Here is a 20,661-nt window from a genome sequence, read left to right as displayed (position 1 = left end):
ACCGGGGAGCGACTAGGCTCGAGCCGTGAACCGACGGACAAAAATTGTATGCACCCTGGGACCCGCAACAGCGACTGGCGACCGGATCCGTGAGCTCGTGGAGAGCGGCATGGATGTGGCCCGACTCAACTTCAGCCACGGCGACCACGCCGATCACGAAGAGAACTACATCCGCGTCCGCGCGGCATCCGAGGCGACCGGCAAAGCTGTCGGCGTGCTCGCAGACCTGCAGGGCCCGAAAATCCGCCTCGGTCGTTTCAAGGACGAGCGGACAATCTGGGAAAGCGGTGAAGAGGTTCGCATCACCGTCGACGAGGTCGAAGGTACCCACGACCGCATCGGAACCACCTACAAAGAACTTGCGCGTGACGCCAAGCCCGGCGATCGCCTGCTGGTCGACGACGGCAAGGTCGGTCTTGTCGTCACCGCGATCGACGGCAACGACGTCGTGTGCCTGGTCACCGAAGGCGGCCCCGTCAGCAACAACAAGGGTCTCTCCCTTCCCGGCATGAACGTGTCGGTGCCGGCGCTGTCCGGCAAGGACATCGCCGATCTCGAATTTGCACTCAAGCTGGGTGTCGACTTCATCGCTCTGTCGTTCGTTCGTTCGCCGGCGGACATCGAACTGGTTCACGCCATCATGGATCGAGTCGGCCGCCGCGTTCCCGTCATCGCGAAGCTCGAAAAGCCCGAAGCTATCGACAACCTCGAAGCAATCGTGTTGGCCTTCGACGCCGTCATGGTCGCCCGCGGTGACCTCGGCGTGGAGTTGCCGCTCGAGCAGGTTCCGCTCGTGCAGAAGCGCGCCATCCAGATTGCTCGCGAAAACGCCAAGCCCGTCATCGTAGCGACGCAGATGCTCGAGTCCATGATCGAGAACTCGCGCCCCACGCGCGCCGAGGCTTCCGACGTCGCCAATGCCGTTCTCGACGGTGCCGACGCGGTCATGCTTTCCGGTGAAACGTCGGTCGGCAAGTACGTCATGGAAACAGTTCGCACCATGGCGCGCATCGTCGAGGCCGTCGAGAACGAAACGACTCGCGTACCACCGTTGACACACGTCCCGCGTACCAAGCGCGGCGTGATCTCTTACGCTGCACGCGATATCGGAGAGCGTCTCGACGCCAAGGCTCTGGTCGCCTTCACACAGTCCGGCGACACAGTGCGACGGTTGGCGCGTCTGCACACACCGTTGCCGCTGCTCGCCTTTACACCGCTGCCTGCGGTGCGCAGCCAGCTGACACTGACGTGGGGAACCGAAACCTTCCTCGTCGACCCGGTGTCCACCACCGACGAGATGGTGCGTCAGGTTGATATCGCATTGCTCGCTCTCGGCCGATACGCGAAGGGTGACCTCGTGGTCATCGTCGCCGGATCGCCTCCGGGAACGGTGGGCTCCACCAACCTGATTCACGTTCACCGCATCGGCGAAGAACTCCACTAGCGTGAGCAGTGCGGACGCGTCTGCAGACCTGGATACCCTCCTGGCTCTGCTCGATCTGGAACACATCGGCGACGACGCGTTCCGCGGCCATCATCCGGCGCAAGTAGGTTCACGGACGTTCGGCGGCCAGTTGGTGTCTCAGGCACTGATTGCCGCCGGCCGTACCGTGGACGGCGATCGGCCGATCCATGCGATCAACGCACATTTCATTCGCGGTGGAGACGTCAAGGCGCCCATCGAGTATCGCGTCGAACGTCATCGTGACGGACGTGCGTTTGCCAACCGTCAGGTCACCGCCTATCAAGGCGATAGTGAACTGTTCGTGATGCTGGCAGCGTTTCAGGATTCGGGTAAGGGCCTCGAGCATGCTGTCGAGATTCCGGATGTTCCGTTGCCGGAGTCGTTGCCGCCCTTGGGTGATCGTCTGTCAGGTTATGAGGACAAGCTTCCGCATTTTGCCGGTGCTCTGAAACCGATCGACATGCGTTATGCCAACGATCCGGCCTGGATCTTGAAGGGTACCGGGGAGAAGCTCACCCATAATCGGGTGTGGATGAAGGCTGACGGTCAACTGCCGGACGATTCACTGATCCATGCCGCGGTGTTGGCGTACTCGTCGGATACAACCGTCCTGGATTCGATCCTCACTACCCACGGCTTGTCTTGGGGCCACGACCGCATTGTTGCTGCGACAGTGAATCACTCGATCTGGTTTCATCGGCCGTTCCGATTCGACGACTGGGTGCTCTACGCAACGGAATCCCCGGTGGCTGCTGGTTCGCGTGGCCTGGCGACGGGGCGATACTTCTCGATCGAAGGCATGCTGATGGCGACGGTCGTGCAGGAAGGCGTCATCAGACACTTCCCGCGTAAGGGGGAGTAGAGCCGAGCCCACGCACGGGGGAATAGGGGCTGAGCCGGGGTGTGGGTCAGTCTTATGCTGATTTCTGGTACTGCGGTGCCAGTTCGTCGGCTCTGTCCCAGGGTGACCAGTCCACTTCGCGCCCGTCGAGTTGTGCCGCAACAACTTCGAGACCGGCGTGCCAGCCGGCGGCGTGGGCGTACGCGGACTCTTCTTCTTCCATTGTGTGAGTCAGCGTCAGCCAGCATCCGCCCGTGCCGTCGGGAACCAGTTCCCAGTGCAGGGTTTCGGCGTCCCACAAGTATTCGAAGATGTGGTTCGGTCTGACGCTGATTACGGTTCCACGAGTGACGTGATCGGCTGGTAGGCCATACCGAGAGATCTGCTCGGGCGTCACCTTGAACAAGAGGTCGGCGCCCGGGGTCAGGTCGAATTCGACGTCAGCGGGAAACCAGGCCTCGAGGAACTCGCGTTGAGTGATCACTTTCCAGACTTTGTCGGGAGACTGGGGGACAGCTAGTCGAAAACTGAGCGCCACCCGACCGTCGTACGTCAGGCTGATAATGCCATTGTCCATCGGTGCCTCCACTTGTGTTGGAACCCGTGAGGTTGACACCATCGTGCCATTTTTGTCGTCCGGACGGAATAACTGCAGTTCAGATCGTTATGTGTCGATCTGATGTAACGATTTGCCACCCGCACTGTCCGCATCGATCACGGGTAGCTACGGTCCCACCCACTGTGCCGACATATTTGGTCGAAGGCGTCCCTCGGGGCTCGCTGGTGCTGCGAGACATTCGGATCCACGGGCATGAAATCTACGATCATGGTTGCGGCGTATCGACCGTCGGACAGATAGCACGCGGTCATGCTGACCGAGTTTTCAGCTTGAACTTGCAGTGCCTCGACCGCGGCGCCGCACCACCGAGGTTCTTTCGGCGCCAGTAGCGCTTCTTCACGTTCGCGCCTGCGAGTTTCCTTCACCACTTCGACCGGAATCGTTCCGCCGAGCTGGTCCTTGGGGATTCCGGTTGTCGGGTCGAGTGGTGCTACCGCCGGCCGTGGCTCGTCGGGGTCCATTCCGAGCGCGATGGGTGGCCACTGCTCGGGCCCGGGTACGGAAATGCCTGACTCAGTCGCCTTCTCAGCACTTTGTCGGTCAAGTTCTGCCGTTGCCTCGCAAGACAGTGAGGGAACGCGCTGCGGGGCAACTGAGGCGTCCGAGACACTTGGGGTACCCAGTGCGTCGGGCGTCGTTCCGCTGCCACTCGGTGTAGCGCCGCTGGCTCCGGAGAACAGGATGGCCGAGGCGCCCACCGCAGCTACTGTCGCTGTCACGACGCCGGCCGTTCCGCGATGTGTTCGCATGCGACGAGACGCTACCGAGTTTTCCCACATTCGAGGGGGTTTCCAGCCGCATTCGTACTTTTGGTGGGTTCAGGGGTTCGGCAAGTAATGGACATCATCCGCCTGCAAAGAATATGTCTACGACGAGTTGATCCGGCGACTCGGTTTCTGTCACCCGAAACCCCGGACGCGAAGTCGCCGTGCCGATGAAGGACTGGACGATAGAACTGCTCACCGATGCAGTCTCGACTGCCATGACAGTGCCGTCCTGCGCATTGATCGGTGGAAATGGTTGAGGTGCTGTAACTCCCATGATGTCAACCTGAATGATCGATTGGCCTCCGACGTCGACCACCTTGCTGTCGCCGCCGCGAACAGCTTCGCTCACGTACTCGACTTTCCATGCCACAGTGCCATTTCCGTCGAATTGGTATGTAACCCGAGAGCGGTCGAAGAGGTGTTCGGTAGTGACGCCAGTGACTTCGGCGAGTGGACTGGGCGAGTTTGTGTCGGTGTCGATTGAGGGCGTAATGACGGGTGGGAGAGTGATGTTGGGTGGGAGTGTGATGCTGGGTGATCCCGCGATCCGGGGATTCCCGACTTGAACTGTTCCGGTCTGGGTCGCCGCATCGCCTGAATTATCAACTGCTGACGAGTTGGGGGCATTCGATGATCCGGGGTTGGACTGGCATCCGACAAGCGCAGCGACGCATACGAGCGAGCTGCAGAGTGTGATCAGTCGAGGGCGCCGCATAGACCGAATCTAGCGCCTGCAGATGCCCGTGAACGACAACTACCGAATCATGTCGGCGGCAGCCATGTCCGTGTAGCCGTGACAAGCGCGCAAACTCCGATATTGAGAGTCGGTTCGATAATGGGCGCGTAGTGCGGCGAGTGATTCGACGGCACGGTCCGTAGAGCTGGATCGGTCATGTCGCCGGTGGTGAACAGGGACGGATCGGTGCCGCCGAGTAGCCAGTACGACAATTGCGCACCCGAACTGGTCGCGAGAATGCCGACGTCCTCGCTGCCGGCGCCTGCTCCCGGATCGAGGATGTTTTCTTCGCCGAGCCAGGCCGCAAAAGCGTCGAGGGTTTTGCCTAGTGCAGTCGGGTCGTTCACCACAATCGGGAATCGCTCGATCTCCGTGATGGTGGGTTCCTCCGGGGCCCCGGCCGTCGCGGCTTCACCTCGCACGATGCGGTCCACGCTCTTCAGGATGCGTTCGCGGACGGCTGAGTCGTAACTGCGGATATTCAGCTGCAGTTCGGCTTCGCCGGGAATGACGTTGGCCGCGTCGCCGGCATGGATGGAACCGACGGTGAGGACAGCGATTGCTGTGCTCGGGACTTCCCTGGAAATGATTGTCTGCAGGCGCATTACGGTTTCCGCCGCCATCACCACCGGGTCGACGGAGTTTTCGGGCATGGATCCGTGTGCGCCCTTGCCGATCAGTCGTACGCGCAGAGAGTCGGAACCCGCATACGAAGGGCCGGGGTGACCGGCGATCTTTCCGGCAGGCAACGGCGCGACGTGCTGGCCGAGCACGACGTCGGGTTTCGGAAACTTGTCGAAGAGCCCATCGTTGACCATCGCTTGCGCACCGGCGCCGAGTTCTTCGGCAGGCTGGAAGACGAGAAGTAGGGTGCCAGACCAGCTGACGGTGTCCTGGGACAGGATTTGGGCGGCACCAAGCAGACACGTCGTGTGTAGGTCATGGCCGCAGGCGTGAGCTACCGGTACGACCTTGCCGTCCTCATTGGTGGCAGTGACGGTACTGGCATAGTCGAGTCCGGTGTCTTCCTTGACGGGAAGGGCGTCCATGTCTGCGCGCAGTAGCGCGGTCGGGCCCGATCCGTTCTTCAAGACACCGACGACTCCGGTCTTCCCGAGCCCGGTGGTGACGGCGAACCCCAGCGACTTCAGGCGGTTGGCCACGATGTCAGCGGTGCGGTGTTCCTGGAATCCGAGCTCCGGATGGCTGTGGAGGTCCTTGTACAGATCGGCGAGTGTCGGATCTACGGTGATGTTCTCGTGCGCGGCATAGGACATGAGCATCCTTTCGATCGAGCGATGCGGACGAACCGGATCATTCCGACGCTAACAGGGACTGGCTGTTAGTGTCTGCGGTCAGCGTCGTTCTTCCGGGACTGTAATCATCGATGACCGAGGACTTCCAACGACATCTGCCTGAACGATGGACTTGCCACCGACGTCGACTACGTTGCTGTCGCCGCCGCGAACAGCTTCGCTCGCATACTCGATTTTCCATGTCACAGTGCCATTTCCGTCGAGTCGGTACGTCACTCGCGAGCGGTCGTTTGAGGTGTTCGGTCGTGACGAAAATGACCTCGGCGAGTGGGGCGGGGCATCCGACAAACACAGTGCAGCATCGCGAAGCACACGAGCGTTCCACAGCGCATTATCAGTCAATGGTGCCGCCTGGATCGAACGAGCGGTCGTCTGCGGTGGCCTTCCACGTTTCGATCAAATAGCGTTCAGGCACAGTGGGATTACTGTCGCCGACATTCCCGATTCTGCCGCTGATGTAAATACGAAAGTGATAGCGCCCCGGGCCGTCGACCGTGACGGGATCGGTGAACGGATTCTCCGATGAGGGACCGCCGCCCGGCCAAACGTAGGTCTCGCCATCGGGAGAATCGATCTGGGCCTCGTAGAATTCTTCCCAGCCGGTATGTCGACTGGGAGGTGGACCGGTCAGGGATATCGCTCGAATCGAGGCCTCGCCGAACTGGTTTCGAGTCAAGATGGCGATGGTGTCGTCGCTGACCGCCGGTATCGAGGTTCCGTCCGGATTTGTCAGGACTTCCGGCCAGTCGGGAACGTCGTCCTCCATGATCACGATCAGACCTGCTACCTCGACCGTTGCTTCTTGGAATCGGATTGGCTCGACACTGTCGTGTCGACTGTTGGGCATTGGCTTCGTGGTTGTGGGCACGTGAGGTGCAGTTCGCAAATCGTTGTTGGTGGCAGTGATCGCTGTGGCGAGTCTGCTCGCCAATTCTTCGATGGTCACCAGCGGATTTCGGATTTCTTCGACAGATACGACATGCTTATCGATTCGAAGTCGCAGGATCCGATTATCTTCGGCATCAGAATCATCGAGTGCTCTGCGGCCGGCTTTCGCGACGGCTAGGCATGCATCGTCGAGGAAGTATTCAATTCCGGCTTGAGTGCCTATGAGTCCGGAACTCGGATCGGTACTGGTTACTTCCCAGTGGATCACGCGAACGAAACCGTGGTGCCGGGAATCTGCGAAGTGTGTTGCATGAATCGAACATAACGGCCGGTGATCGTGGACGCGGCCGAACGTCGACAGTTTGTCTGTGCGGCCTTTCGGCGCCTGACGCAAATGGTGCCCTCGGTGAGACTCGAACTCACACTGGACGGGTTTTGAATCCGTTTCCTCTGCCAATTGGGATACGAGGGCTTGTTGCGATGACTACATTAGAAGATGCGATTTCAAAGTCAAACACCGGTACCCTCTTTATGTTCGCGTCTCGTGTCGGGGCGGTTCGACAGAGGAGGATGGTGGCCATGAATTCGCTACTGCCACAAGGTAACCAGAGCGCACCGCGTCGCGTTGTTGTTGCCGAGGACGAAGCGTTGATCCGCATGGATCTGGTCGAGATGCTCCGCGAAGAGGGTTACGACGTTGTCGGCGAAGCCGGCGACGGTCAGGTCGCGGTGGAGTTGGCGGAAGCGCTCCGGCCGGACTTGGTGATCATGGACGTCAAGATGCCCAGGCGGGACGGGATCGACGCCGCGTCGGAGATCGCGGCCAAACGAATTGCTCCTGTTGTCATTCTCACAGCGTTCAGTCAGCGCGAATTGGTGGAGCGGGCTCGCGACGCCGGCGCGATGGCGTATCTGGTCAAGCCTTTCTCCATCACCGATCTGATGCCGGCAGTCGAACTGGCAGTCAGCAGGTTCCGCGAGGTGACTGCGCTCGAGCGTGAAATCGTGGACCTGTCGGATCGTTTGGAGGCTCGCAAGATCATCGAACGGGCCAAGAGTGTGTTGATGGTTCGTCAGGCGCTCACGGAACCGGAGGCGTTCAAGTGGATTCAGCGTGCTGCGATGGACAGGCGGTCCACGATGAAGGACGTCGCCGAGGTGGTTCTCGAAACGCTTAGCGGCGAGCCGAACGCCTGAGCTGGGTAAACCTGGTCGGGGGTATCGATGTCAGTAGGGATCCCTAGACTGATCAACCGTGAGCCCCGCAACCGCAACTCCGTCCAGTACCTCCGCCGTCGCAATCGGATCGGGGGAAGACCGTCCGCTCCTGATGCTTCTCGACGGGCATTCCCTGGCTTTCCGTGCGTTTTACGCATTGCCGGCGGACAACTTCAAGACGCATAGCGGCCAGGCAACCAATGCGGTGTACGGCTTCACATCGATGCTCATCAACCTTCTTCGCGACGAGAAGCCGACGCACCTCGCGGCCGCCTTCGACGTCTCGCGTCAGACGTTTCGCGCGGAACTGTTCCCGGAGTACAAGGCTCAGCGTGCCAAGGCTCCGGACGAGTTCAAGGGCCAGATCGACATCACCAAGGACGTCCTGGGCGCTCTGGGTATCCCGGTCATGGCTGAAGAAGGTTTCGAGGCCGACGACGTCATTGCCACACTGACTACTCAAGCCGAGGCTCTCGGATATCGCGTGCTGGTTGTCACCGGTGACCGCGACGCGTTGCAGCTGGTCACCGAGAACGTGACGGTTCTCTATCCCAAGAAGGGTGTCTCGGAGCTCACCCGTTTCACCCCGGAGGCTGTCGAAGAAAAGTACAGCCTCACGCCGGCGCAGTACCCGGATTTCGCGGCGCTGCGCGGAGACCCGAGTGACAACCTCCCCGGCATCCCCGGTGTCGGCGAAAAGACGGCCACCAAGTGGATTCGCGAGTACGGCGATCTCCAGGGATTGGTCGACAACGTTGACAAGGTTCGCGGCAAGGTCGGCGATTCATTGCGCGAGAACATCGCAAACGTGTTGCTCAACCGTCAGCTCACCGAGATGGTTCGCGACGTTCCGCTGCCGTACACGCCGGAGCAGTTGATTCTGTCGCCGTGGGACCGCGAGAAGATTCATGCACTCTTCGACGACCTCGAGTTCAAGGTTCTCCGTGACCGACTCTTTGCGACGCTCTCGTCGTCGGAACCCGAAGCCGAAGAGGGCTTCGAGGTCAGCGGTGACGCTCTCGAGCCAGGCTCGGTTGCAGCGTGGCTTGACGCTCATGCCCGCACCGGTGAACGCCACGGTGTAACCGTCATCGGCACTCGGACGCCGTATGCGGGTGACACAACTGCACTGGCGATCGCGGCATCGGACGGAGAATGCGCCTACATTTCGACAACCTCGGCCACTCCGGAAGATGAAGCAGCATTGGGTGATTGGCTTGCGGATGCGGGTCAGCCCAAGGCGATTCACGAAGCGAAGTGGGCAATCCATGCCCTGCGTGGCCGTGGATGGACGCTCGGCGGATTGACCAGCGACACGGCTCTGGCCGCGTACCTGGTGCGCCCCGGTCAGCGCACCTTCAACCTCGATGACCTCTCTCTCCGGTACCTCAAGCGTGAACTCCGGGCAGAAACGTCAGGGCAGGAACAGCTTTCGCTGCTCGACGACACCGATCAGTTGGATGCGGAAGCAGCTGAGACGGCAATGCTCAGTGCTCAGGCCGTTCTTGATCTGGCTCGCGCCCTCGACACCGAACTCGAATCGATCGAATCGAAGTCGCTTCTCTCCGACATGGAGTTGCCGTTGACGGTGGAGCTCGCCAAGATCGAGGCCACCGGAATCGCCATCGACAGTGCGCATTTGCATGATCTGCAGAGCCGGTTCGCTTCGCTGGTCGCAGCTGCTGCCGACTCCGCGTACGCCGTGATCGACAAGCAGATCAACCTCGGTTCGCCGAAGCAGTTGCAGGTCGTGTTGTTCGAGGAACTCGACATGCCCAAGACCAAGAAGACCAAGACCGGTTACACCACCGACGCCGAGGCATTGCAGGGCCTGTTCGACAAGACCGGACACCCGTTCCTCGAGCACTTGCTTGCACATCGCGACGCGACGCGGATGAAGGTGACAGTGGATGGTCTGCTCAAGGCTGTTGCCGACGACGGTCGCATCCACACCACGTTCAACCAGACTGTTGCCGCGACGGGGCGCCTGTCGTCCACCGATCCGAACCTGCAGAACATCCCCGTCCGCAATGACGCCGGCCGGGAAATTCGCGACGGTTTTGTAGTTGGCCAGGGATTCGATGTCCTCCTGACCGCCGATTACAGCCAGATCGAAATGCGCATCATGGCGCACGTTTCCGGCGACGAAGGGCTGATCGAGGCCTTCAACACCGGCGAGGATCTTCACAGTTTTGTCGGTTCACGCGCCTTCGGTGTTCCTATCGAGGAGGTCACGCCGGAACTGCGTCGTCGGGTCAAGGCGATGTCGTACGGGCTCGCCTACGGGTTGAGCGCCTACGGACTGGCGTCGCAGCTCAAGATCTCCACCGAAGAAGCGAAACAGCAGATGGATGCGTACTTTGCCCGATTCGGCGGAGTCCGTGACTACCTCCATGCCGTGGTCGAGCAGGCTCGCAAGGACGGTTACACGTCGACGCTCTACGGTCGTCGTCGCTACTTGCCGGATCTCAACAGCGACAACCGTCAGCGTCGGGAAGTCGCTGAGCGTGCGGCACTCAACGCGCCAATTCAGGGCACTGCAGCAGACATCATCAAGGTTGCGATGATCAACGTGCAGAAGGCTCTCGAGGAAGCAGGTTTGAAGTCGCGGATGCTGCTGCAGGTTCACGACGAATTGGTGCTCGAAGTGGTGGAGTCGGAACTCGAGCAGGTCACGGCTCTGGTCAAGGACAAGATGTCCACTGCAATCGAGTTGTCGGTCCCACTCGACGTGTCGGTGGGAGCGGGACGCAGCTGGGACAGCGCGGCTCACTGAGCTTCGAACGAACTGAGCTTCGAATAGACAAAGGCGCGACGGAAATCGAATTCGATTTCCGTCGCGCCTTTGTTCGTGAGTTGAACTACTCGGCAGGAGCGTTCTGGGCGGCGATTTCCTTGCGGACCTCGTCCATGTCGAGTGCCTTGATCTGAGTGATCAGATCCTCGAGTGCGGGAGCGGGCAATGCGCCAGCCTGGTTGAACACCAAGATGCCTTCGCGGAACGCCATGATCGTCGGGATCGAGCGGATGTTCGCTGCTGCCGCGATACCCTGCTCCGCTTCGGTGTCCACCTTGCCGTGAACAACGTCGGCATGCTTCTCGGCTGAGGCTTCGAAGGTGGGGGCGAACTGGCGGCACGGGCCGCACCAGGAAGCCCAGAAGTCCACGAGTACGACATCGCTGCCGTTGATCGTTTCGTCGAAGTTCTGCTGGGTGAGTGTCTGGGTGGCCACAGGGGTCCTTTCCATAGTTCGGGCTGTTGGAGTGTGTAACGCCCCGGGGCCCATGATTCTTCCCTGCCGCATTTTGGGACCGGCGCAGTGGGCGCTCAGAAGGTTCGGTTGCCATGAGGTACCTGTTGAATCCAGGTTGTTGCGGTGCGGGGAGATGACCAATTGCGAAGTTGTAACGGCACTTCTTCCCGTGTCGATAGATGTTATGTGCCCGCGCCGATGATGCGCACGGCACTCTCGCGGTGCCATCGGTATTCCAAAACATTGCATAAATTGCTGTGTAGCAACAATTTTGAGAATGCGATCAGCGCTTCGGATCGTAGCCACCAACCGGCCTGTCGGTTGTTCCGACAGCGCGCCCTTGCGGGGTCCCGTGATGTCGATACATTCCGGTACCCGTAAGTCAATGGTCAAAGTACCTGGATTGGTACCTATTTGTGACCATCGCACGCAGAACTGCCGGTCGGTTATGTCCGAAATCACTACATTTCGGCCACTAGCGCTACCGAATCGTGCCGGCCTCGCGTCTCACACCGCCAGTTCTTCGATCAGCGAGGCTGGCGTTGCGTGTCGAATACCTGGTTTTTCGAGCGCGGCCGAAATAGGTATGTCTCGGTCCATTCGGCGGAAGTCACGAACGCGAACAAACTGCAGAGTTATGGCCATGGCCGACCCGATCCGGGCCGGAGTACCGAGAAAAGGAAATCTACAAGATCATGGCCGTACGTATGACCAGCCGAAACACAGCTTTGAGCCGCACTATCCGAGGCGCCATCGTGGTTGCCGCACTCACTGCAGGTACCTTCGCCGCCACGACAGCAGGCGCGAGCGCCCAACCACTGTCAATTCCAGGTATCGACTTCACGATCCCCGCTCTGCCCAATCAGTTGGTGCCGGTCAATCCGATGGAGACGCCGGATGTCATCCATTCCGCGCCCAGCGCCGGCGACCGCGCCTTGTCTGCTGCGGAGTCGAAGATCGGGTCACCGTATGTATGGGGTGCTACCGGACCGAACTCCTTCGATTGCTCGGGTCTGACCCAGTGGGCGTACGCGCAGGCGGGCGTTTCGATCCCACGTACCACGTATGACCAGGAAGCCAGCGGCGTCGCGGTCTCCAAAGCCGATTTGCGACCGGGCGACTTGGTGCTCTACTACGGTGGTGACCACATCGGTATCTACGCCGGTAACGGTCAGGTCGTTCATGCGCCGACCAGCGGCCAGTCAGTCACACGGGCACCTCTCGACTCGATGCCTTTCCACATGGCCCGTCGGTTCTGATTTCAAATCTAGAAACGCAGTGAAATCATGGAAAGTCGATGTCTGACCATTCTGCGGTGCGCGGGGTGTAGACAACTGTCCGCGCCGCGGACCAGGATCTGTCCCGGATGCCGTGGAGTGAACCTCGACGTGGTGCCCTGTTGTGGGAAGGGCACCATCGTCTCCTGCCGCATTGCGCTGGACGGTTGGTGCGAACCGGGTCGAATGCACGTCCCGGTCATCGCGATCGTAGAACTGGACGAAGGTCCGTGGCTGTACACGGTGATCGACCACGGACTGAACGCGGTGCCGCATAATTTGTCGCGAGTGGCTTTCCAGTTCACTGAGCCAGGGGAGCGGTTTCCCCACTTTTCCCTTACGTGACCTCGTGGGCACGCTCGACCACCCAGCCCGCAATCTGCGTACGCGAGTTGAATCCGAGCTTTGTCAAAATATGTTCGACGTGCCCTTGAGCGGTGCGCTGTGAGATCACCAATTTGGCAGCGATCGCTTTGTTCGTCAGGCCCCCGGCTACAAGTTCCGCGACTTCATGTTCACGTTTGGTCAGATTAGTTCCGCCGCTACTGGGTGGATTCGTGACTTGCGGATTCTCGCCCAGTGCTAGTGCCGCCGCGTCGGCGAACGTCATTCCCTTACCTTTTTTGAATTCAGCTTCGAATGTTCGTTGCCCAAGCGCCTGCCGGGCGTTTTGTTCACACTTGTCATGATCGCCGGTCAGGCTGAGCAAACGGATGGCCGGGTTGCCGATCTCATGCCACTGCGCCTGCGCAGCGCCCATCAAAAGGGCTGCGTGCCGGTACGTGTCGTCGCCGCCCGCGATCCACGCCAGCAGTTCCAGGCACCACGCAGATCCAAGTGGATCGTCGACGCGCCGGGCAAGCCGGAGACCTTGCTTCATCAAAGCTTCCGCGCGCGCGGGGTCCGTCTCTTTTCCCTGCTGCCATTGCTTCCAAAGCGCGAGGCCCAGATTCGTTGATGTCCGTCCCCGGTAGAGGGACTCGCCGACTGGACCGGTTATCGCGAGCGATTCTTCGTAACATGCGATGGCACGTGTCGGATCTCCGATCGAGTCGTAGGCCATTCCGAGTTGGTTCAGCACCAGTACACGCCGAAGGAGATTGCCGTCGCTACGGAAGGCGGCCCTGGCGCTTTCCATACTGGTGATCGCGCCTTTCATGTCGCCGCTGAAGAGTGCGAGCACTCCGTCGGCATGCGCTACGAGTGCATCGGCGACCGGACTTGCCAGCTCATCGGCAATAACGCGTCCCTCCTCGGCGAGGGTGACTCCCACGGGGTTGTCGCCCTGGATTGCCAGGAGAAGGCAGGCGCCGTAGATCACGGAGAGTCGATCTATGCTCCCGTGCGAGGGTTTGCATGCCAGAACACGGTCGAACCAGTGTCGGGCCTCGCTGTAGACGCCGCGGGAGAACCAGAACGGAAACATGGCGCCCGCGAGATGGAGTCCCGGTTCGACGTCGTTCGAGTTGGATTCGGAGAGGCAAAACTCCAGTGCCTCATGGAGATTGGGCTGCTCATGGCCCAATCGAGTAATCCACTCCAGTTGCGTCGAGCTGATCCACTCCGCAGCACCGCGCAAAGCGAGTTTCTCGAACCAGTCCCGATGCCGACGGCGTATCGCGGTACTCTCGCCGGCCTCGTGTAGCTTTTCCCAGCCGTACTCTCGCAGCGTTTCCAGCAATCGGTATCGAACGACGGAGGTCGGCTCCTCCCGAATGAGAATCGACTTGTCGACCAGTGATGCCAATCCGTCCAGTACATCGCCCGGGCCAAAGTCGAACGCGCACAACGACTCCACAGCGTCCAGCTCGAATCCGCCCGCGAAGACCGACAACCGAGCCCACAACTGTTGCTCGAGCGGCGAACACAGTTCGTAGCTCCAGTCCATGCACAGACGCAGCGTCTGCTGGCGCGACGGTGCACCGCGGCTACCGCCGGTCAAGAGTTGGAATCGGTCGGTGAGATGTTCCAGGATCTGCGTCATCGACATCGAACGCAAACGCGCCGCAGCCAATTCGATCGGTAGTGGCAGCCCGTCGAGTCGATGACAGATCTGAGCCAGTGGAACCCTGTTGTCTTCGGTGATTTCGAAGGTCGGGACAGCGGCGCAGGCGCGTTCGGTAAAGAGCGTCACCGCGTCGTAGCCCGACAGCCCACGCAGAGACGGAATTTGATCCGGAGCGGGCACCGTCAGTGGCGGGACCCGTACTACCGTTTCCCCGCCGATCCCCAGCGGCTCCCGACTTGTTGCCAGTATTCGTACCTCGGGACAAGTCCGCAAAATTGACTCGGTGAGCTCGGCTACCGGGTCCAGCAACTGTTCACAATTGTCGAGCACCAGGAGAATTCGACACGTACTCAGGTGCTGGATCAATGTGTCCACGGCCGGGCGGGCGGACAGATTCCGCAGTCCGAGCGTGGCTGCCACCTCTTCGGCGACAAGAGGCTCGTCTCTGACTTCGCCTAGTTCGACCAACCAGACACCGTCAGAAAATGCTTGCCGTGAGTGTCGAGCGACGTGTAGCGCCAGCCTGGTCTTACCCACACCGCCGACTCCAGTGAGCGTCACCAGGCGGGATGACGCCAGCAGTTTCTTCGTTTCCGTCATCTCCCGGCGTCGGCCGACAAAACTGGTCAGCTCCAGCGGCAGGTTCCCCAAGTGGTCTCGCGATGTCTTCGACCCGACGCTATTGGTCGAAGACGGGGTGTTCCGGGGCGTGAAACTGCGGGGCGTGAAACTGCGGGGCGTGAAACTGCGGGGCGTGGAGTCGCTTGCCCGCGGACGGTCGTGAGTGGTTCTCGCCGGTAGAGGTTCGGTGTTCAACGCCATCTCGTCGACGGGCCAGCTGTGATCGCCTTGGATTTGCCGCAGTTCGTCACCGAATTCGGCGGCTGTGGCTGGGCGGTCATCCGGACGGACGGACATTGCCCGTTCGAGAACCTCGCGCACATCGTCCGGGATGCCTTGCTCACGCACATCCGGTACCGGTCGGCCTGTTGCGGCGGAGAAGAGAGTCGCAGCGAGACCGTAGATGTCTGCGGCCGCACCCGGTGCTTCTCCGTCCACAACCTCAGGCGCCGTGAATGCGGGGGATCCGGCGACCGATCCCGCGGCCGTGTCGACATCGGCGGCAACGTAAGCGATGCCGAAATCCGTCAGTTCGGGTTCGCCGTAGTCCGTCAACAGAATGTTCGCCGGCTTTACGTCCCGGTGGATGATGCCGAGACGGTGTGCGGTTTCGAGAGCGCCGGCTACTTTGACACCCAGTCGCAGCACCGCCTCGCAATCGAGTCGGCCGTCACGGCTGATCCGAGCCTGCAATGAATCCAGAGGGTGATACGGCATCACGATGTAAGGCCGACCACTACTTGTTTCGCCGATCTGGAGGGCGTTGACGATGTTCGGATGCCCCGTCAGTCGGCCCATCGCGCGTTGCTCGCGTAGGAAACGATCGACGTTCCCGCGGTTGAAGGTGCCGGTGAGAACTTTGACCGCAACAGTGCGGTCCAGGGAACGCTCTAGGCATCGGAATACGACGCCGAAGCCTCCGCGGCCGATCTCCTCGGCGTCCTCGAAGCCCGCGGCGGTCAGATCTGCGATCACGACATCGCGCTGTGTCGGTGGTGGATCATTGTCGACCATCAGTGCTTCGATTCGGTGCAATCGTTTTCAGTGAGCCCGTATCGCCGAGAAAGTCACGAGCGGACCGGCCTAAAGGTTGCGGATCCAACTGTGCACGTCGTTTCTCGGCGTGTGCTCCAAGGATATAGTTACATCGGTTGTGCGTGGAGAATCATCGAGGCGGGGTCAGTAGCCATTCTGCCTTCTCGTCGCCGTCCCAACGCCTGATCGGACCGCAATTTCCGATTACTACCGCACTGCCGAGCAGTGAGATCGCGTAACCCAATTGATCGGGGGTAACCCGCCGCGCCAAGGTCACGTGTGGTGTCCAGGAACCGGGTTCGATGTGCGCCGAGATACCGCTCGATCCCGCAGCAGCCTCGTAGACGTCGTGGTGAAGTCGCAGTAGTGCTCGCGACGGAATTACCGAACGTGCCAACACAAACTGCTTGCCACCGAAAACTATGTAACCGCCCAGTCGAAGCTCGAAGGCCGGCTGCATGAACCGTCGGCTCAGGATTGCGTCGACGTCAGCCGGAATGCTGTGGGCAGCGAACAACGTGATGTGTGGACGATTCGATGCGCTGCGACGACTGGCTTGACTGGGTAGTTCGGCATCTGCGAGCGCAGTCCACTGAGAGCGAATCGCTGATTCGCTCGACGCGTCGAGCAACAACTCCACCGACTGGACCATCGTGAGCAATGATTACCCGATGACAGGTGCGAGCGCAATCACTTCTTCGACACTGCGACTGGGACTCATGCACGGCGACGGAATCGGCCATGAAATTGTCCCCGTGGCGCGGCAGATAGTCGACGCGGCAATGTCCGCGGTTCATGCGCCACCGGTGGACTGGGTGGAACTTCCGCTCGGACGGGAAGCCATCGAGACACACGGGACTCCGATTCCCGACAAGACTCTCGTAGCTCTCGAACAGCTACCCGGATGGATTCTCGGACCCCATGACAGTGCGTCCTACCCGAGTGAGTTTCGTGGACAGCTCACGCCCGGCGGCGTGATTCGCAAGAAATTCGAACTCTTCGCGAATATCCGACCCGCCTTCGCATTCGAGGGTGTGAAGGCTGTCGTCCCGACGATGGATCTGGTCATCGTCCGCGAGAACACTGAAGGGCTGTATGCCGATCGCAACATGGCGGTGGGCAGCGGAGAGTTCATGCCGACGCCCGATCTCGCTCTAGCCGTTGGCGTCTTCACCCGATCGGCATGCGAGCGAATTGCTCGGACCGCTTTCACGCTGGCGACGCGTCGACGCAATCACGTCACCATCGTGCACAAGGCGAATGTTCTGACGCTCACCACCGGACTTTTCCGGGACGCCTGCCTGAGCGTCGCTACCGAATTTTCGCACGTCGTCGTCGACGATCAACACGTCGACGCCATGGCAGCACTTCTCGTCCGCCGCGGCGGAGACTTCGACGTCGTCGTCACGGAGAACATGTTCGGCGACATACTTTCCGACCTGACCGGAGAACTGTCGGGCTCACTCGGCAGTGCACCGTCGATCAATGCTTCGGAAACCAAAGTTATGGCTCAAGCTGCGCACGGTGCCGCGCCGGATATTGCGGGAAAGAACCGGGCCAATCCCACAGCGTTGCTGCTGTCGAGCGCGATGATGCTCGACTGGCTCGGCGAATCGCGTGGAGACAGTGGGCTCACACTCGCGGCAAGCCGCATCACGAACGCCGTTCGGGGCACCATCGCCGCAGGAACGGCGACAGCTGATCTCGGGGGATTAGCCTCGACCAGTCAATTCGCCGAAGCGGTGTACGCACGCACAGTGCGTCGCTGATTCCGTGATCGGGTTGCCCGAGGTTTCGCCGAATCGGTGCTGGAGTGACTCCTGCCGTAACCTACCGTTCTATCGAATTTCGAATGAACGTTGCTCGGTGCGGCGATCGACGAGTGGAGAGCAGAGTCGTGGTCGGTGAAAACGTGCGGGTACAAGTAGTTCGGCGTAGGGGCGTGCGTGCACATGTGGTGCGACTCCTCTTGATCGGGGTAATTGTCGCGCTCTGCGGCGGATGCGTTGTCAACGATGAAGGACTGGTACCCGAGGGACCGGCGATCAGTGTGCAGAAAGTCCCCGAGATCGCGGCGCTTCTGCCACCCAGGGTCGCAGAATCCGGGAAGCTTCAGATCGGTGTCAACGTCCCGTACGCACCCAATGAATTCAAGGATGCGGACGGAAATATCGTCGGATTCGACGTCGATCTCATGGAAGCCGTGGCTGCCGTCCTCGGCGTCGAAGCAGTATTCAACCAGGCAGATTTCGACAAGATCATTCCCGCAATCCAATCGGGTAGCTACGACATGGGCATGTCATCGTTCACCGACTCCAAGGAGCGGGAGAAGACCGTCGATTTCGTTACTTACTACAGTGCCGGAATTCAATGGGCCCAGCGGCCGGACAACCCGGTTGACCCCAACAACGCCTGCGGGTTGCGAGTGGCGGTGCAAACCACCACGACGGAAGACATCGACGAGGTTCCGGCAAAGAGCGCAGCCTGCGTTGCCGCCGGCAAGCCGCCGATCGACAAGGTCAAATACGACAGTCAGGATGACGCGGCCAATGCCCTCATCCTTGGACGTGTCGACGCACTCTCTGCGGACTCACCGGTCACGGGATACGCGATCAAGCGCAGCAAGGGCCGGATGGAAGCGGCCGGTGCTCCGTTCGAATCAGCGCCGTACGGCTGGCCGATCGTCAAGGGATCAGGTTTGGGCCCGGCGCTGCAGCAGGCCATGCAGTATCTGATCGACACCGGGGTCTATCTGCAAATCGCCCAGAAGTGGAGCGTCGAGGCAGGCGTGATCGAGGTTTCGAAGATCAACGGTGCGGAGAGCTGATGAACAACCAGCAGCCACAACGACTATGGACAAGCCCGGTATCAAACGGGGAGAGGCGTCAACGATGACAACAACGGGCAGTGCGGACCCACAGAGTCGGCAACCCGCACCGATCAAGGCGATCCCGCTCCGCCGGCCAGGGCGATGGATAGCCGCAATCGTTGTACTGGTCCTTTTTGGACTTTTCCTCTATGGAGCAGCGACTAACGAGGCGTTTGGGTGGGGCACCTACCGTCAGTATCTGTTCGACGCGCGCATTACCGAGGGCGCATGGAACACCATCAAATTGACGGTTCTGGCCATGGTCTTGGCCATCGTTCTCGGCGTAGTTCTAGCAGTGATGCGGTTGTCGCCCAACCCTGTTCTCAGGTCCGCGGCCTGGGCGTACCTGTGGGTATTCCGTGGCACGCCGGTCTACGTGCAGTTGGTGTTCTGGGGGCTGTTTCCGTCGATCTACAAAACTCTGGACCTCGGAATTCCGTTTGTCCATCAGTTCGTGCACATCGACCTTTACGGAATCCAGGCAGCGTTTCTCTTCGCCGTAATCGGGTTGGGTCTGAACGAAGCTGCCTACATGTCCGAGATCGTGCGCGCCGGAGTCAGTTCGGTTAACGAAGGTCAGACCGAAGCATCCGTGGCTTTGGGAATGACATGGGGCCAGACCATGCGTCGCACGATCTTGCCTCAGGCGATGCGCGTTATCATCCCGCCCACAGGCAACGAAGTCATCAGCATGCTCAAGACGACTTCTCTGGTTTCTGCGGTGCAGTTCACCGGCGAGATCTACGGTATTTCCCGAGATATTTCGGGTGCCAATTTCGAGCCGATTCCGCTGCTGATGGTCGCGTCCACGTGGTACCTCGCAATTACGAGTTTGCTGATGATCGGTCAGTACTACGTCGAACGGCACTACTCGAAGGGTGCCACACGGGCGCTCACCACACGCCAACTTCAGGCCCTTGCCGACGCGCAAGGCAACGCCGCGGTAGTGGAGACACTCCCGGACATTCCCGGAGGAGAACGTAAATGACACCGATGGTGAAGGCAGAACAGGTCTGCAAGAACTTCGGCGCGCTCGAGGTCCTCAAAGGCATTTCGCTCGAAATTGATCGCGGACAGGTTCTCTGTCTCGTCGGTCCTTCCGGATCGGGTAAGTCGACGTTCCTTCGATGCATCAATCACCTCGAGCAGGTCAACGCCGGCCGTCTCTACGTCGACGGTGATCTGGTCGGTTACTCCGAGAAGAATGGCAAGCTCTACGAACTGCACCCGCGGGCTGCGGCCAAACAACGCCGCGATATCGGCATGGTGTTCCAGCATTTCAACTTGTTCCCACATCGGACGGCTCTCGAGAACATCATCGAAGCGCCCACTCAGGTGAAGAGGATCAGCAAGAAGAAAGCCGTCGAGCGCGCCAAAGATCTCCTCGATCAGGTCGGCCTGAGTGCCAAGGCCAATGCGTACCCGGCGCAGTTGTCCGGCGGACAGCAACAGCGAGTCGCTATCGCACGCGCTCTGGCAATGGACCCGAAGCTGATGTTGTTCGACGAGCCGACCTCAGCGCTCGACCCGGAACTGGTCGGTGAGGTACTCGCGGTCATGAAACAACTCGCCAAGGACGGCATGACGATGGTCGTTGTCACCCACGAGATGGGATTCGCCCGCGAGGTTGCCGATCAACTGGTGTTCATGGACGGCGGCGTCGTCGTCGAATCAGGAGAGCCGCGCGAGCTACTTGCCAACCCGAAGCAAGATCGCACCAAGGCGTTCCTGTCGAATCTGCTGTAAC

Annotated in this window: 18 protein-coding genes and 1 tRNA gene; 9 read left to right on the top strand and 10 right to left on the bottom strand. The window is 60.3% G+C overall.

What is annotated here, in order from left to right; translation table 11 throughout:
• Positions 1–25 precede the first annotated feature (25 nt).
• The gene (gene pyk, locus MTX36_RS12585) at positions 26–1,444 is read left to right on the top strand and encodes a pyruvate kinase (RefSeq protein WP_243620071.1); all 1,419 of its coding nucleotides are present in this window, start codon (positions 26–28) and stop codon (positions 1,442–1,444) included.
• 1 nt (position 1,445) lies between these two features.
• Positions 1,446–2,327: an acyl-CoA thioesterase II gene (locus MTX36_RS12580; protein WP_243620070.1), complete on the top strand. Its 882-nt coding sequence runs from the start codon at positions 1,446–1,448 to the stop codon at positions 2,325–2,327.
• A 52-nt stretch (positions 2,328–2,379) separates the two neighbouring features.
• Here the strand turns inward: MTX36_RS12580 and MTX36_RS12575 are convergent, their stop codons facing one another.
• The 7 genes from MTX36_RS12575 to MTX36_RS12545 form a co-directional block, all read right to left on the bottom strand.
• On the bottom strand, positions 2,380–2,883 hold the full coding sequence (locus MTX36_RS12575) for an SRPBCC domain-containing protein (RefSeq protein WP_243620069.1): 504 nt from the start codon (positions 2,881–2,883) through the stop codon (positions 2,380–2,382).
• Between the two features lie 137 nt (positions 2,884–3,020).
• Positions 3,021–3,674, bottom strand: a complete 654-nt coding sequence (locus MTX36_RS12570; protein WP_243620068.1) for a hypothetical protein — start codon at positions 3,672–3,674, stop codon at positions 3,021–3,023.
• Between the two features lie 94 nt (positions 3,675–3,768).
• Positions 3,769–4,041, bottom strand: a complete 273-nt coding sequence (locus MTX36_RS12565; protein ID WP_243620067.1) for a hypothetical protein — start codon at positions 4,039–4,041, stop codon at positions 3,769–3,771.
• A 413-nt stretch (positions 4,042–4,454) separates the two neighbouring features.
• Complete coding sequence (locus MTX36_RS12560) at positions 4,455–5,705, bottom strand: amidohydrolase (protein ID WP_243620066.1); 1,251 nt, start codon at positions 5,703–5,705, stop codon at positions 4,455–4,457.
• Between the two features lie 78 nt (positions 5,706–5,783).
• Complete coding sequence (locus tag MTX36_RS12555; RefSeq protein WP_243620065.1) at positions 5,784–5,930, bottom strand: hypothetical protein; 147 nt, start codon at positions 5,928–5,930, stop codon at positions 5,784–5,786.
• Positions 5,931–6,078: 148 nt separating this feature from the next.
• Positions 6,079–6,900, bottom strand: coding sequence for a hypothetical protein (locus MTX36_RS12550; protein ID WP_243620064.1), 822 nt, complete (start codon positions 6,898–6,900; stop codon positions 6,079–6,081).
• A 127-nt stretch (positions 6,901–7,027) separates the two neighbouring features.
• Positions 7,028–7,104 (bottom strand) — tRNA-Leu (locus tag MTX36_RS12545).
• A 98-nt stretch (positions 7,105–7,202) separates the two neighbouring features.
• Here MTX36_RS12545 and MTX36_RS12540 point away from each other — a divergent pair.
• Positions 7,203–7,829 (top strand): ANTAR domain-containing response regulator, encoded by a 627-nt coding sequence (locus tag MTX36_RS12540; RefSeq protein ID WP_243620063.1) that lies wholly within the window; start codon positions 7,203–7,205, stop codon positions 7,827–7,829.
• 58 nt (positions 7,830–7,887) lie between these two features.
• Positions 7,888–10,626 (top strand): DNA polymerase I, encoded by a 2,739-nt coding sequence (polA, locus tag MTX36_RS12535; RefSeq protein ID WP_243620062.1) that lies wholly within the window; start codon positions 7,888–7,890, stop codon positions 10,624–10,626.
• 85 nt (positions 10,627–10,711) lie between these two features.
• On the opposite strand, the gene trxA is transcribed toward polA, so the two are convergent.
• Positions 10,712–11,083: a thioredoxin gene (gene trxA / locus MTX36_RS12530; protein ID WP_243620061.1), complete on the bottom strand. Its 372-nt coding sequence runs from the start codon at positions 11,081–11,083 to the stop codon at positions 10,712–10,714.
• A 716-nt stretch (positions 11,084–11,799) separates the two neighbouring features.
• On the opposite strand from trxA, the gene MTX36_RS12525 reads away from it, so the two are divergent.
• Positions 11,800–12,363 (top strand): C40 family peptidase, encoded by a 564-nt coding sequence (locus tag MTX36_RS12525; protein ID WP_243620060.1) that lies wholly within the window; start codon positions 11,800–11,802, stop codon positions 12,361–12,363.
• A 355-nt stretch (positions 12,364–12,718) separates the two neighbouring features.
• Here the strand turns inward: MTX36_RS12525 and MTX36_RS12520 are convergent, their stop codons facing one another.
• Positions 12,719–16,024 (bottom strand): protein kinase, encoded by a 3,306-nt coding sequence (locus tag MTX36_RS12520; RefSeq protein ID WP_243620059.1) that lies wholly within the window; start codon positions 16,022–16,024, stop codon positions 12,719–12,721.
• A gap of 151 nt (positions 16,025–16,175) precedes the next feature.
• Positions 16,176–16,697 carry a 2'-5' RNA ligase family protein gene (locus tag MTX36_RS12515; RefSeq protein ID WP_243620058.1) on the bottom strand — a complete coding sequence of 174 codons (522 nt, stop codon included), beginning with the start codon at positions 16,695–16,697 and terminating at the stop codon, positions 16,176–16,178.
• 19 nt (positions 16,698–16,716) lie between these two features.
• Here MTX36_RS12515 and MTX36_RS12510 point away from each other — a divergent pair, with 19 nt between their 5' ends.
• The 4 genes from MTX36_RS12510 (at position 16,717) to MTX36_RS12495 (ending at position 20,660) form a co-directional block, all read left to right on the top strand.
• The gene (locus tag MTX36_RS12510; protein ID WP_243620057.1) at positions 16,717–17,814 is read left to right on the top strand and encodes an isocitrate/isopropylmalate dehydrogenase family protein; all 1,098 of its coding nucleotides are present in this window, start codon (positions 16,717–16,719) and stop codon (positions 17,812–17,814) included.
• A 185-nt stretch (positions 17,815–17,999) separates the two neighbouring features.
• Positions 18,000–18,872: an ABC transporter substrate-binding protein gene (locus tag MTX36_RS12505; RefSeq protein ID WP_374230476.1), complete on the top strand. Its 873-nt coding sequence runs from the start codon at positions 18,000–18,002 to the stop codon at positions 18,870–18,872.
• A gap of 64 nt (positions 18,873–18,936) precedes the next feature.
• The gene (locus MTX36_RS12500; protein WP_243620055.1) at positions 18,937–19,902 is read left to right on the top strand and encodes an amino acid ABC transporter permease; all 966 of its coding nucleotides are present in this window, start codon (positions 18,937–18,939) and stop codon (positions 19,900–19,902) included.
• A complete protein-coding gene (locus MTX36_RS12495) occupies positions 19,899–20,660 on the top strand; it encodes an amino acid ABC transporter ATP-binding protein (RefSeq protein WP_094273488.1) in 762 nt (253 codons plus the stop codon). The genes MTX36_RS12500 and MTX36_RS12495 overlap by 4 nt, the downstream gene beginning before the upstream one ends.
• The last annotated feature ends 1 nt before the right edge of the window (position 20,661 follow it).

Source organism: Rhodococcus sp. ARC_M6, assembly GCF_022810305.1.
Taxonomy (GTDB): Bacteria; Actinomycetota; Actinomycetes; order Mycobacteriales; family Mycobacteriaceae; genus Rhodococcus_F.
The sequence above is the reverse complement of the archived record's forward strand: the minus strand, read 5'-3'. Positions and strand labels throughout refer to the sequence as shown.